Source organism: Micromonospora sp. CCTCC AA 2012012 (assembly GCF_040499845.1).
In the GTDB taxonomy this organism is placed as follows: Bacteria; Actinomycetota; Actinomycetes; order Mycobacteriales; family Micromonosporaceae; genus Micromonospora; species Micromonospora mangrovi.
In genome coordinates, this window is sequence record NZ_CP159342.1 from 5,765,630 (window position 1) to 5,778,398 (window position 12,769).

Consider the following 12,769-nt stretch of genomic DNA (forward strand, 5'->3'; position numbering starts at 1 on the left):
CCCGACGGCGGGACCTTCGGCTCGGCAACCGTCGCGCAGCAGCCACGACGGCACGGTGGTGACGTGCGGTAGCGACATCGACGGCTCCCGGAGCGGTGGTTGACCTTGCCGGGTCACGGTAGATCCGCGCCGGTGAGGCGGGCAACGGATTTCGATCCGTCCCGCAGCGGGTGGCGTTGTCGGCCGGCGCGGCCGGCGGTCCGGGCGGTGGCCAGCGGACGGTTGACCCGGGCCGCCATCTGCACGGCCAGCTCGCTCTCCAGCAGCGGCCGGTTCACCTCGGCGGCCACCGACAGGGCCGGACCGGAGATCGTCCGCCAGATCGCGGTCAGCCCCGCGCCCAGGCCGAGCAGGGCCACCGCCGCCCGGGTGGCGGGCGAGCCGGCCGCCGCGGCGGCGCTCACCCCGACCACGGCCACGAGCACCACCAGCAGGGGTACGAGCACCGGCCAGAAGATCCCGCGGGCCGCCTGCACCACCAGCTTCCGGTCCCGGATGATCAGGTTCCGGGCGACCACCGCCCAGTTCTCCTCGTCGAGCAGGTCACCCGGGTGCAGTCCGCCGGTCAGCACGCCGCGCCACAGGTCGCCCTGGTTGCGCAGCTCACGGGCCAGTTCGGGCAGTCCCGCCTCGGTCGGGTCGCCGACGCCCGCGCGGGTGACCGCGCCCGCCCAGTCGGCCAGCGACCGGCGCACCACCGCCGCCGAGTACGGGGGAAGCACGCTGGCCAGCTCGTCCAGCCACCGGCTGATCTGCACCTGCCGCCCGCCGAAGCGTTGGACGAGCTGGTCGGCGTCGCCGCGCCGGACCGTGTCGGCGAGGGACCGACCGAGCCGGTAGGCCAGCCCGACCCGGTGGTTGGTGGCCATCGTCCAGCGCAGCAGGTCGACGTTCAGCTCGTCCAGGGCGAGCAGGAGCGGCTCCCGCTCACCGTCGGTGGCGGCGCGGGCGGCGGCGGTCGACGGGACGGGCCGGCCGGGGAGGGTCAGCGCCGCCACCTGGGTGATCGCGACCTCCGCGCCGTCCAGGTACATCCGGAGCCGGTCCGGGCCCGGCATCTCGGTCACGTTGGACAGCTTCGCCGGGGCGGTGGCGGGTGGCCCGTCGGCGGTCAGGTCGGCGGTCTGCGCGTGCTGGTACGCGTCGGCGAGCCACCAGCCGAGCCGCAGCGCGGTGACGATGCACGCCCGCTCGTCCCGGAGCAGCCCGTACGCGTCGTCCCGGCCGTCCTCCTCGACGGCCGGCCGCTGCGCTGCCCACATGCTCCTGACCTCCCGTGCCGCCGCCGGATCGACGTCAGTCGAGCGTAAGGCCGCTTTCGCGTCTTATGTAGGGATTCACATATCCCGACTAATGGGACGGAACGCGGGACGGGACCTTCGGCAGCGGTCCACCGGGTCCTTCCGCCCCACCGCCGCACCGCCCGGTCGCCCAGTCTGAGGTTGCCCCTGACGCCACAACCGCCGAGGTGAGAGAGCATGTCCACCGAACTCGACGTCACGATCGACAGCCTGGTCGCCGACGGACTCAAGGCGCTCGCCGACTATGACCGGTTCACCCAGGAGCAGGTCGACCACATCGTGCGGAAGGCGTCCGTGGCTGCCCTCGACCGGCACGCCGCGCTCGCCCAGCTCGCCGTGGAGGAGACCGGACGGGGCGTCTTCGAGGACAAGGCCGTCAAGAACATCTTCGCCTGCGAGCACGTGACGCACTCGATGGCGACGCTGAAGACGGTCGGCGTGATCAGCCGGGACGAGATCAACGGGATCGTGGAGATCGCCGACCCGGTGGGGGTGATCGCCGGCATCACGCCGGTCACCAACCCCACCTCCACCACCATCTTCAAGGCCCTGCTCGCGCTGAAGACCCGCAACCCGATCGTCTTCGCGTTCCACCCCTCGGCGCAGCGGTGCAGCGTCGAGGCGGCCCGCACGGTGCGCGACGCGGCCGTCGCCGCCGGGGCACCCGAGCACTGCATCCAGTGGATCGACCAGCCCTCGGTCGAGGCCACCACCGCGCTGATGCACCACCCCGGCATCGCCACCATCCTCGCCACCGGCGGCAACAGCATGGTCCGGGCGGCGTACTCGGCGGGGAAGCCGGCGCTCGGCGTCGGGGCCGGCAACGTACCCGCCTACGTCGAGGCGAGCGCGAAACTGAAGCGGGCCGTCAACGACATCGTGCTCTCCAAGTCGTTCGACAACGGCATGATCTGCGCCTCCGAACAGGCCGCCATCGTCGACGACACGATCTGGGACGCCGCGCTGGACGAGTTCCGCACGCTGCACGCGTACGTGGCCACGGCCGAGGACAAGCGCCGGCTGGAGGCGCTGCTCTTCCCCAACGGGAAGCTGAACCCGGACGTCGTCGGGCGGACCGCCGAATGGATCGCCGAGGCCGCCGGGCTGACCGTGCCGCCGCGTACCTCGATCATCCTGGCGGAGGTGGGCGGCGTCGGGCCCGACGAGCCGCTCACCCGGGAGAAGCTCTGCCCGGTCCTCGCCGTGCTCCGGGCCGGCACCCGCGAGCAGGGCCTGGCGTACGCGGAGCAGATGGTGGAGTTCCACGGCCTCGGCCACAGCGCGGCCATCCACACCGAGGACGAGGCGCTGGTCGAGGAGTTCGGGCAGCGGGTCAAGGCGGTCCGGATCATCTGGAACTCGCCGGCCTCGCAGGGCGGCATCGGCGACATGTACAACGCCTTCCTGCCCTCGCTCACCCTCGGCTGCGGCAGCTACGGCCGGAACTCGGTCTCCGACAACGTCTCCGCGGTCAACCTGGTCAACATCAAGCGGATCGGCCGGCGGACCAACAACATGCAGTGGTTCAAGGTCCCCTCGAAGATCTACTTCGAGCCGAACGCGCTGCGCTACCTCGCCGAGATGCCGGACGTGCACCGGGTCACCGTGGTCACCGACGCCACCATGACCCGGCTCGGCTTCGTCGACCGGGTCAACCGGATCCTGCAACGGCGGGCCGAGAAGATCGCCCTCCAGATCATCGACGACGTGGAGCCCGAGCCGAGCGTCACCACCGTCGACCGGGGTGCCGCGCTGATGCGGGCGTTCCGGCCGGACACCATCATCGCCCTCGGCGGCGGCTCCGCGATGGACGCGGCCAAGGTGATGTGGCTGAAGTACGAGCACCCCGAGGTCGTCTTCGACGACATGCGGGAGAAGTTCTTCGACATCCGCAAGCGCGCCTTCACCTTCCCCAGCCTCGGGGAGAAGGCCCGGCTGGTCTGCGTACCGACCACGTCGGGCACCGGCGCGGAGGTGACCCCGTTCGCGGTCATCACCGACCACGGCACCGGCAGGAAGTACCCCCTCGCGGACTACGCGCTCACCCCGAGCGTGGCCATCGTCGACCCGGTGCTGACCGCCAGCATGCCCCGCGCCATCGCCGCCGACAGCGGCTTCGACGCGCTCACCCACGCCATCGAGGCGTACGTGTCGGTCTATGCCAACGACTTCACCGACGGGCTGGCCCTGCACGCCATCCGGCTGATCTTCGCCAACCTGGAACGCTCGGTGGTCGACGGCGACGACGAGGCGCGGGAGCGGATGCACAACGCCGGCACCATCGCCGGGATGGCGTTCGGCAGCGCCTTCCTCGGCATCGTGCACGCCATGTCGCACACCCTCGGCGCGACCTTCCACATCGCCCACGGCCGGACCAACGCGGTGCTGCTGCCGCACGTCATCCGCTACAACGGCACCGTCCCGTCGAAGCTCTCCGGCTGGCCCAGGTACGAGAGCTACCGGGCACCCGAGCGCTTCGCCGAGATCGCCCGGCTGCTCGGCCTGCCCGCCGCGACGCCCGCCGAGGGGGTGGCGTCCCTCGCCGACGCGGTGGAACGGCTCCGCGACGCCGTCGGCATCGAGCCGTCCTTCGGGGCGATCGGGGTGGCGGAGGAGCGGTTCGTGGCGGCGCTGCCGCAGCAGGCGCTGAACGCGTACTCCGACCAGTGCGCGCCGGCCAACCCACGGATGCCGATGCTGGACGACATGCAGCAGCTCATGCGGGCCGCCTACCACGGCACCCGCTGGGACGGCGTCACCCGCTGAGCAACGGCCCCCGCCGAACGACGGCCCCCGGTGCAGGCGTCGACCGGGGGCCGTTGCTCACTTCCGGGCGAGCAGGCCGCGGGGGCGGATCGAGCGGACCGGTTCCGCCGCCGCGCCCGCGCCACGCAGGATGTGGTTCGCGGCGATGATGCCGGTGGCCGCCGACCGTTCCATCAGGGCGCTCGGGAACTCCGTGCGGATGCCGTCCCCGGCCAGATAGAGGCCGTCGGCGTCGGTGCGTACGCCGGGCCGCCAGGCGTCACTGCCCGGGGTGAACGCGGGCGCCTGCGCCTCCACCCGGGCGCGCAGCTCCCGGACCTTCAGGTCGGCCGCCTCCGGCCAGAGCCGGGTCAGCTCCACCCGCATCCGCTCGGCCAGCTCCTGCGCCGGCACGTCCGGCTCGCAGGCGTACGCGTGCAGTTCGATCACCGAGCCGCCGGTGCGCTCGGCCCAGCGCCGCGACTCGTTCTCCAGCCGGTGATAGAGGGTCACCGAGTCGAGCGTGGGCTGCCGGGACACCCCGTTGAAGACCGCCCGGTCGGCGCGCACGTCGCCGTCCATCCAGTAGCGGGCCACCGCGTACGGCGGACCGGGCCGGCCGAACGCGGGCATCCGCTCCACCAGCTCCGGCGCGGTCGCGACCAGGCCGGGCGAGGCCGCGACCAGTGCGGCAAGCGCCGGCGGGTCGACGGCGAGCACGACGTGCCCGGCGCGGTACGACGACCCGTCCGCGGCGGTGACCCGCCAGCCCTTCGGGTCGTGGTCCAGCCGGGTGGCGGCGACCCCGGTGACCACCCGGCCGCCGTGCTTCGACACGTGCCGGGTCAGCGGCTCCCAGATCGCCGTCGCGTAGTCCTCGTCGGGGCAGTCGAAGGCCAGCCCCTCCGGGTTGCCGAGCAGATAGAAGTGGAACTGCGCGATCATCTCGGCGGCCGACATCTCGGCCTCGTGGTTGAAGAACGAGTGCGAGAAGACCTCGAAGAGCATCGCCCGGGCGCGGTCCGGCAGCTTGAGCGACGTGAGCAGCTCGTCGGCGGTCGTGTCGTCGAAGTCGGCGTAGGTGCGGACCGGGTCGTAGGTGAGCAGCGGCAGCGCGGCGTCCCGGTCCATCCCGCGCAGGTCCGCCAGGCGCAGGCTGGGGCTGCGCAGCAGCAGGGCCAGCAGGTTCGCCGGCGGGGCGGGCGGCAGCTTGCCGAACTCCTCCGTCGGCCACTGCTCGGACAGGATCGGATAGCCGGGGATCGGCTTGAGGAAGCCCAGCCCCGGGTCGACGCGGCGCAGGATCGACCGCCAGTTGTAGTACTGCCGGAAGAAGGCGTGGAAGCCGTGCTCGTTGCGCTGCTCGCCGTCGGGCAGCGCCTCCGGCCAGGCGCCCAGTCGGCCGCCCAGCGTCGGCGCCGCCTCCAGCACCGTCACGTCCACCCCGCGCTCGGCGAGCACCACCGCGGCCGACATGCCGGCGATGCCACCGCCGACCACGACCGCCGTCGTGGGCTGCGGCACGCGGTCCGCGCCGCCGCCGCCCGGGTCCACCACGTGCTCCCGTACGCCGATGAGCCGACCGACCAGTTGCGACAACGCCATGAGCACCTCTTCGCCGACGGGTCCCCAGTCTGCCCGATCGCCGGTCAGGGCAGGCAGCGGCGGGGGCGGTCCGACGGCGGCCAGACGTACTCCAGGTCGGGCGGGGTGCCGGCGAACCGGGGGGCGTAGTGGTCGGGGTCCTTGCGCAGCAGCGAGGAGCGATGGCTCAGGTGCAGGTCCTCGCGACCCAGCCAGGGCGGCAGCTCACCGGCCCCCGCCAGCTCCTGCTGGGTGCGGACGACCTCGATGCCGCAGGCGGCGGCGAGGTCGGTGGCCAGGGTGGCCGCGCAGGTGTCCGCCCGACCCGGTTCGCACCAGACGGCACACATGTCCAGCCCGTACCGGGTCAGCGCCTCCTCGTAGCCGGCCCACATCTTCACCGCCGGGTGGTTGCGCCAGCCGTAACCCGGCCGGGTCAGCCCCCGCAGCACCTGGATGGCCTCCACCCGCTGCTTGCCCAGCCGTTTCTGGTCCAGCGTCCGGGCGCTCGCCAGGAAGTCCGGGTACGGCAGGAACGTCTGCATGTCGCTGCTCTACCCGCCTGGGCGGACGCCATGCGTTCATGATCGCGGGGCTGCGCGGGCTGCGAGCGGCTGACTACCATCCGGACATGGCCGACCCGCTGCGCGACCGTGCCCGCCGCGCGACCGGCTGGCGGTTGCGCATGAACGGCGACGCCCGCCCGCACTACGTGATCTGCGGCTCCGACCCGCTCGCCTACTGGGTGGTGCGGTCGCTGCTCGCCACCGAGACGCCCGCCGGCCAGGTCCGGGTCACCCTGGTCGTGCCCGAGCGGCGGCGTTCCGACGGCCCGGACGGCCGGGACCTCGACGGCGTCCAGGTGATCATCGCCGCCCGGCTGGACGAGGCGACCTTCCGCCGGGCCGGGCTGGCCGGCGCCGACGGGCTGGCCCTGCTGCACCAGGACGACGTGGGCAACATGCACGCCGCGCTCTGCGCCCAGGAGGTCGAGCCCCGGCTGCGCCTGGTGGTACGCATGTTCAACACCAGCCTCGCCAACGGCGTACGGCAGCTCTTTCCGGACTCGGCGGTGCTCTCCGACGCCTCGATGGCCGCCCCCGCCTTCGTCGCCGCCGCGCTCGGCGAGGTCGCGCCCACCCACTTCCGGCACGGCGGACGCACCCTCTACGTGGCCCGCCGCACCGACGTACGCCCGACCGACGTCATCTGCGGGCTGGCCGTCACCACCGATCCGGCGTCGACCCGGCTGCTGCCCGCCGAGGATGCGACGGCCGACGTGGTGCTCGCCGAGGCGACCGGGCAGCGGCCCGGCACCGAGCTGGCCGCCCGGCGGCTGGTCCGCGCCCGGCGGCGCCGGCAGCCGGTGACGGTGCTGCTCCGGGCGGTCCGCAGCTTCGCCACCCGCAAGATCGGCGTGGCCGTGCTCCTGCTGCTCGGGGTGATCGCCCTGCTCGGCTGGCTGAACTCCCGCGCCTCGGGCGTCGACTGGGCCGAGGCGCTCTATCTGACCCTGGTCACCACGCTCAGCGGCCAGGACCCGGACGTCAACAAACCGGCCGCCGCGCAGGTCATGCAGGTGGTGCTGAACCTCGCCGGGCTGGCGCTGATCCCGCTGATCACCGCGGTGGTGGTCGACGGCGTCGTGAACGCCCGGCTGGCCCTGCACGCCGGCCGGATCCAGCCGGCCCGGACCGGGCACGTGGTGGTGGTCGGGCTGGGCAACATCGGCACCCGGGTGATGGCGCAACTGCACGACTTCGGCGTCGAGGTGGTGGCCATCGACAAGGACCCGGACGCGCGGGGTGCCGCGCTGGCGCACCGGCTGGGCGTACCGCTGATCGTGGGGGACGCCGGGCTGGAGGAGACGCTCCGGGCCGCCTCCGTCGACACCTGCCAGGCGCTGGTGGTGGTCTCCACCGACGACGGCACCAACCTGCGGGCCGCGTTGAACGCCCGTTCGCTCGACGCCGACCTGCGGGTGGTGCTGCGCCTCTTCGACGGGGACTTCGCCGAGCGGATCCAGAAGGCGTTCGGCATCGGCATCTCGCGCAGCGTCTCCTACCTGGCGGCGCCCTCGTTCGTGGCGGCGCTGCTGGACCGGGCGGTGATCGCCACCATCCCGGTCGGCCGGCACGCCCTGCTGGTCACCGAGGTGCCGGTGGTGGCCGGTTCGGCGTTGGACGGCCGACCGCTCGCGGCGGTGAGCCGCCCCGGCGAGGTGCGGCTGCTCGCGTACGCCCGGGCGGGGCAGAAGACCGACTGGACCGCCGACCCGCGGATGATGATCTCGGCGGGGGACCGGCTGACCGTGGTGGCCCGGCGGGCCGGGCTGAGCGCCCTGCTCCGCGAGACCACCCCGGTCCCGCCCGAGCCGGCCGGCGCACCGGTGCCGAGGCAGCCGGAGGAGTGACGCCGGGTCAGGGGCGGCGGGTCACGGCGTGGCGCAGGGCGTACCCGGCGGCGCCGAGGGCGAGGACGCCGAAACCGGCGAGCACGCTGGCCGGGGGCAGGCTGACCGCCAGCACCAGGCAGCCGACCAGCCCGAGGGCGGCGAGGAGCTGCACCGGCGCCTTCCGGGTCGGGTCACGGCCGAGGGTGAGCGCGGAGGCGTTGGCGATCGCGTAGTAGACCAGCACCGTGCAGCTGGAGAAGCCGATCGCGCCCCGTACGTCGCCGAGCGCCACCACCACGGCCACCACGGCGGCGACCGCCACCTCGGCGCGGTGCGGGACCCCGTACCGGGGGTGCACGGCGGCGAGCGCCCCGGGCAGGTCGCGGCGGCGGGCCATCGCGAGGGTCGTCCGCCCCACCCCGGCGAGCAGGGAGAGCAGCACCCCGGTCACCGCCACGGTCGCGCCGGCCCGGACGACCCAGGTCAGGTCGGGCAGCCCGGCGGCGGTCACCACGTCGGCCAGGGGCGCGGTCGAGGCGGCCAGCCGGTCCTCGCCGAGCACGCCGAGCGCGACCACGGCCAGCACCAGATAGATCGCCAGCACCGCGCCGAGCGCCAGCGGCACCGCGCGCGGGATGGTCCGGGCCGGGTCGCGGACCTCCTCGCCGAGGGTGGCGATCCGGGCGTACCCGGCGAAGGCGAAGAAGAGCAGGCCGGCGGCGGTGAGCACGCCCCGGATCCCGGTGCCGGCGAGGCCGTCCAGCCGGTCGGGCGCGACGTGCGGCGCGCCGGTCACCGCGACCAGCGCGAGGACCGACAGCACCAGGACCACCAGCGCGCGGGTCGCCGCCGCGGTCTTGCCGATGCCGCGCAGGTTCACCGCGGTCACCGCCACCACCGCGACGACCGCGACGAGGCGCGCCCGGCCGGGCCAGAGGTACGCCCCGATGGTCAGCGCCATCGCCGCGCAGCTCGCCGTCTTGCCGACCACGAATCCCCAGCCGGCGACGAAACCGGCGAACGGGTGCAGCCGCTCCCGGCCGTAGACGTAGGTGCCGCCGGACTCCGGGTAGCGGGCGGCCAGCCGCGCCGAGCTGGTCGCGTTGCACCACGCGATGAAGCCCGCCAGGGCCAGCGCGATCAGCAGCCCGGCGCCGCCGGCCGCCGCCGCGGCCGGAGCGAAGACCACGAAGACGCCCGCGCCGAGCATCGAGCCCAGACCGATGACCACCGCATCGGGTACGCCCAGCCGCCGCCTCAGTCGATCCACGATCCGGACCCTAGGGGTACGAGATGAACGGGCGGTCCCAGTCGCGTAACCGGCCCGGCAGCGGCAGGTCGTCCCAGGGCACCCGGTGCAGGATCCGGTCCAGCAGCAGCCCCAGCAGCAGCCCGGCGAGCGAGTCGGTCAACCAGTGCCAGCCCAGATAGGTGGTGGTGCAGAGCACGACGACCGGCGGCAGAACCCGGACCAGGGTGACCAGCCGGGGCGGGACGGTCCGGCCGAAGGTGCGCAGCAGCGGGGCGAGCAGCAGCGCGAGCACGCCGTACCAGACGATCGAGTTGGCGACGTGACCCGACGGGTACGACACCCCGTAGGGCCCGTCGGTGTGGAAGAGCCGCACGGCGTCCCCCTCCGGCAGGAACGGCTCCTTGATGCTGGCGCTCGGTGCGGCGCGGTCGGTCCAGAGCTTCAGCGGACCGATGGTGAGGTAGGTGAGCACGAAGGCGGCAATCGGTGGCAGCACCGGACGGACCGAGTGGAGCCGGATCCCCACCAGCACGCCGACCCCGGCGGCCAGCAGGGTCAGCGGGGTGCCCTGGCCGAGGTAGTTCAGCACCCGCGCCGTCCAGTAGGCGGCGGTCGGCCGGTGCGTGTCGGCCCAGTCGGCGACCGCCCGGTCCAGGCCGAGCAGGTGACCGGTGGTGAGCAGGACGGTCAGCGCGACGAGGGCGGCCAGCAGCAGCGCGTCCCACCGCCAACCGGCCGGTCGGACGGGGCGCAGCCGCAGCTTCTCACGTACCCCCGAGGTCTGGCGCACGCGACCACGCTACCGGCCGCCCGCGGTGCCGGACCCGCGCGGGCGTCGGTCGCTGTGTGCCGGCCCACGAAGGGAAGCGCTCCGGCGGGGTGAGCCTGCACACTTGTCCCCGTGCGGATCACCTCGGCTCTCGTCGACCCGGCGCTGCTCGACCTCCCCTGGTCGACCCCGCTGGAGGAGTGGCCTGACCAGCACCTGGTCGCGCTGCCGCAGGGCATCTCGCGGCACATCGTGCGCTTCGTCCGCCTCGGCGACTACGTGTACGCGTTCAAGGAGACCCGCGAGCGGATCGCCGAGCGGGAGTACGACCTGCTGCGGGCGCTGGAGCGGATCGACTTCCCGTCGGTCGAGGCGGTGGCGGTCGTCGCCGACCGGCGGACCGACGACGGGGAGCCGCTCGAGTCGGTGCTGATCACCCGGCACCTGCAGTTCTCGCTGCCCTACCGGGCGCTCTTCTCCAACACGCTCCGGCCGGAGACGATGAACCGGCTGCTGGACGCGCTCGCCGCGCTGATCGTACGGATGCACCTGACCGGCTTCTTCTGGGGCGACTGCTCGCTGTCGAACACGCTGTTCCGCCGGGACGCGGGCGCCTTCGCCGCCTATCTGGTGGACGCCGAGACGGGGGCGCTGCACACCTCGCTCTCCGAGGGCCAGCGCGGCGAGGACCTGGAGATCGCGCGGGTGAACATCTTCGGTGAGGCGCTGGACCTCCAGGCCGCCGGGCTGCTGCACGAGTCGATCGACCCGGAGGTGGTCTGCGAGGAGGTCGTGGCCCGGTACGAGCGGCTCTGGCACGAGATCACCTATGAGCAGCAGATCGAGCGGGAGGCCCGGCACGACATCGAGGGCCGGATCCGCCGCCTCAACGAGCTGGGCTTCGACGTCGCCGAGGTCGCCATGTCGACCGCCGACAACGGGCGGTTCCTGGTCCGGCCGAAGGTGGTGGACGCCGGCTACCACACCCGTCGGCTGATCCGGCTGACCGGCCTGGACGCCGAGGAGAACCAGGCCCGCAAGCTCCTCAACGACCTGGACGCGTACCGGGTGGAGAGCGACCTGACCGACGAGCAGCAGGCCGCGCACCGCTGGCTGACCGAGGTCTTCGAGCCGGTGGTCCGGGCGGTGCCGGCGCACCTGCGCCGCAAGCTGGAGCCGCAGGAGCTCTTCGCGCAGATCATCGAGCACAAGTGGCTGCTCTCCGAGCAGGCCGGCCGGGACGTGGGCATGCGCCAGGCGGTGCACTCCTATCTGGCGGACGTGCTGGTGCACCGCCCCGACGAGCAGGCCGTCCTCGGCGTCGAGGTGCCCACCGCCGGCTGACCCTCCGTGGGCCGTTCCGTGGGCTTTCGGCGAGTCGTGGGCGGTGGGCAGGCTGGCGCCTCCGCCAGCCGCGGACTGAGGCGTTCTGTCGCCTGCGAACTTGATTACATCAATGAATCACCGGCCGCTGTCCGGCCCGGCCGGCTGCCGTCCGGTCCATCGGGTCCGGCCCGGAACGGTGACCCATCCATGTAATCAAGTTCGTAGCGTCTTCCGACTGCCCTCCACCGGCGTACCCAGCGGGGTCACTCCACCCAGGCGCCGGCCCGCATCACCCGGACCACGTTCAGGTCGTCGTCGAGGACGACGAGGTCGGCGCGGAGGCCGGGCTGGAGGGTGCCGACCCGGTCGCCGAGGCCGATGGCCCGGGCCGGGGTGGTGGCCACCATCCGGCAGGCGTCGGGCAGCGGGACCCCGGCGGCCACGGCGTGCCGGAGGGCGGCGTCCATGGTGAGGGTGCTGCCGGCGATCGCGCCGCCCTCGGTCAGCCGGGCCACCCCGTCGGCCACGGTGACGGCCTGGCCACCGAGTTCGTACTCGCCGTCGGGCATGCCGGCGGCGGCCATCGCGTCGGTGATCAGCGCGGCCCGCTCCGGGCCGGCGACGGAGGTGGCGAAGCCGAGCATGCCGTCGTGCAGGTGGACGCCGTCGGCGACCAGCTCGCAGACCACGTTCGGCGCCTCCAGCAGGGCCACCACCGGCCCGGGCTCCCGGTGGTGCAGCGGGCGCATGCCGTTGAACAGGTGGGTGCCGACGCTCGCGCCCGCCGCCACGGCGGCCCGGGTCTGCGCCCAGGTGGCGTCGGTGTGGCCGACCGCGGCGACCACGCCGTGCGAGACGAGCAGCTTGATCGCGTCCAGCGCGCCGTCCCGCTCCGGGGCGACGGTCACCATCCGCACGGCACCGCCGCCCAGCTCGATCAGCTCCGCCAGCTCGTCGGTGGACGGGTCGCGGAGGAACTCCGGGTTCTGCGCGCCGCAGCGGGCCGCCGACAGGTAGGGCCCCTCGAAGTGGACACCGGCCAGCACGCCCGACTCCACCAGCGGCCGGTACGCCGCGGTGGCGTCCCGCATCAGCTCGAACGGGGAGCTGACCAGGCTGGCGAGCAGGGTGGTGGTGCCGTGCGCGAGGTGGAACGCGGCGGCCTGTCGGGCGGAGTCGGCGTCGCCGGTGGTGAAGGTGTGCCCGCCGCCGCCGTGGGTGTGCATGTCCACGAAGCCGGGGACGATCCAGTGCCCGTCGCGGACCGACGGGTATTCGGCGACCGCCCGGATGCGGTCGCCGGTGACCTCCACGCAGCCCTGCCGGATCACGCCGGTCGGGGTCACCACCTTGCCGGTCACCCGCAGGGTCATCAGCTCTCTCCTCGTGTCGGGGGG

9 protein-coding genes are annotated in these 12,769 nt (G+C 73.5%); 3 read left to right on the plus strand and 6 right to left on the minus strand.

Features of this window, described 5'->3' with window-relative positions; translation table 11 throughout:
• Positions 1–113: 113 nt before the first annotated feature.
• Complete coding sequence (locus ABUL08_RS26065) at positions 114–1,262, minus strand: hypothetical protein (protein ID WP_350932642.1); 1,149 nt, start codon at positions 1,260–1,262, stop codon at positions 114–116.
• Between the two features lie 216 nt (positions 1,263–1,478).
• On the opposite strand from ABUL08_RS26065, the gene adhE reads away from it, so the two are divergent.
• Positions 1,479–4,067: a bifunctional acetaldehyde-CoA/alcohol dehydrogenase gene (gene adhE, locus ABUL08_RS26070; RefSeq protein ID WP_350932643.1), complete on the plus strand. Its 2,589-nt coding sequence runs from the start codon at positions 1,479–1,481 to the stop codon at positions 4,065–4,067.
• 57 nt (positions 4,068–4,124) lie between these two features.
• On the opposite strand, the gene ABUL08_RS26075 is transcribed toward adhE, so the two are convergent.
• Together ABUL08_RS26075 and ABUL08_RS26080 are read right to left on the minus strand one after the other, a co-directional pair.
• The gene (locus tag ABUL08_RS26075) at positions 4,125–5,651 is read right to left on the minus strand and encodes an FAD-dependent oxidoreductase (protein ID WP_350932644.1); all 1,527 of its coding nucleotides are present in this window, start codon (positions 5,649–5,651) and stop codon (positions 4,125–4,127) included.
• A gap of 44 nt (positions 5,652–5,695) precedes the next feature.
• A complete protein-coding gene (locus ABUL08_RS26080; RefSeq protein WP_350932646.1) occupies positions 5,696–6,175 on the minus strand; it encodes an MSMEG_6728 family protein in 480 nt (159 codons plus the stop codon).
• An 86-nt stretch (positions 6,176–6,261) separates the two neighbouring features.
• Here ABUL08_RS26080 and ABUL08_RS26085 point away from each other — a divergent pair, with 86 nt between their 5' ends.
• A complete protein-coding gene (locus tag ABUL08_RS26085; RefSeq protein ID WP_350932647.1) occupies positions 6,262–8,043 on the plus strand; it encodes a potassium channel protein in 1,782 nt (593 codons plus the stop codon).
• 7 nt (positions 8,044–8,050) lie between these two features.
• On the opposite strand, the gene ABUL08_RS26090 is transcribed toward ABUL08_RS26085, so the two are convergent.
• Together ABUL08_RS26090 and ABUL08_RS26095 are read right to left on the minus strand one after the other, a co-directional pair.
• Positions 8,051–9,295, minus strand: a complete 1,245-nt coding sequence (locus ABUL08_RS26090) for an APC family permease (protein WP_350932648.1) — start codon at positions 9,293–9,295, stop codon at positions 8,051–8,053.
• 10 nt (positions 9,296–9,305) lie between these two features.
• Complete coding sequence (locus ABUL08_RS26095; RefSeq protein ID WP_350938845.1) at positions 9,306–10,037, minus strand: phosphatase PAP2 family protein; 732 nt, start codon at positions 10,035–10,037, stop codon at positions 9,306–9,308.
• Between the two features lie 141 nt (positions 10,038–10,178).
• Between ABUL08_RS26095 and ABUL08_RS26100 the strand changes: the two genes are divergently transcribed.
• On the plus strand, positions 10,179–11,390 hold the full coding sequence (locus tag ABUL08_RS26100) for a DUF4032 domain-containing protein (RefSeq protein WP_350932650.1): 1,212 nt from the start codon (positions 10,179–10,181) through the stop codon (positions 11,388–11,390).
• 245 nt (positions 11,391–11,635) lie between these two features.
• On the opposite strand, the gene nagA is transcribed toward ABUL08_RS26100, so the two are convergent.
• On the minus strand, positions 11,636–12,745 hold the full coding sequence (gene nagA / locus ABUL08_RS26105) for an N-acetylglucosamine-6-phosphate deacetylase (protein WP_350932651.1): 1,110 nt from the start codon (positions 12,743–12,745) through the stop codon (positions 11,636–11,638).
• Positions 12,746–12,769: the final 24 nt, after the last annotated feature.

Bases quoted from the DNA above. Each gene is read 5' to 3' on its own strand.
- ABUL08_RS26065 (WP_350932642.1), bottom strand. From the start codon at position 1,262: ATGTGGGCAGCGCAGCGGCCGGCCGTCGAGGAGGACGGCCGGGACGAC.
- adhE (WP_350932643.1), top strand. From the start codon at position 1,479: ATGTCCACCGAACTCGACGTCACGATCGACAGCCTGGTCGCCGACGGA.
- ABUL08_RS26075 (WP_350932644.1), bottom strand. From the start codon at position 5,651: ATGGCGTTGTCGCAACTGGTCGGTCGGCTCATCGGCGTACGGGAGCAC.
- ABUL08_RS26080 (WP_350932646.1), bottom strand. From the start codon at position 6,175: ATGCAGACGTTCCTGCCGTACCCGGACTTCCTGGCGAGCGCCCGGACG.
- ABUL08_RS26085 (WP_350932647.1), top strand. From the start codon at position 6,262: ATGGCCGACCCGCTGCGCGACCGTGCCCGCCGCGCGACCGGCTGGCGG.
- nagA (WP_350932651.1), bottom strand. From the start codon at position 12,745: ATGACCCTGCGGGTGACCGGCAAGGTGGTGACCCCGACCGGCGTGATC.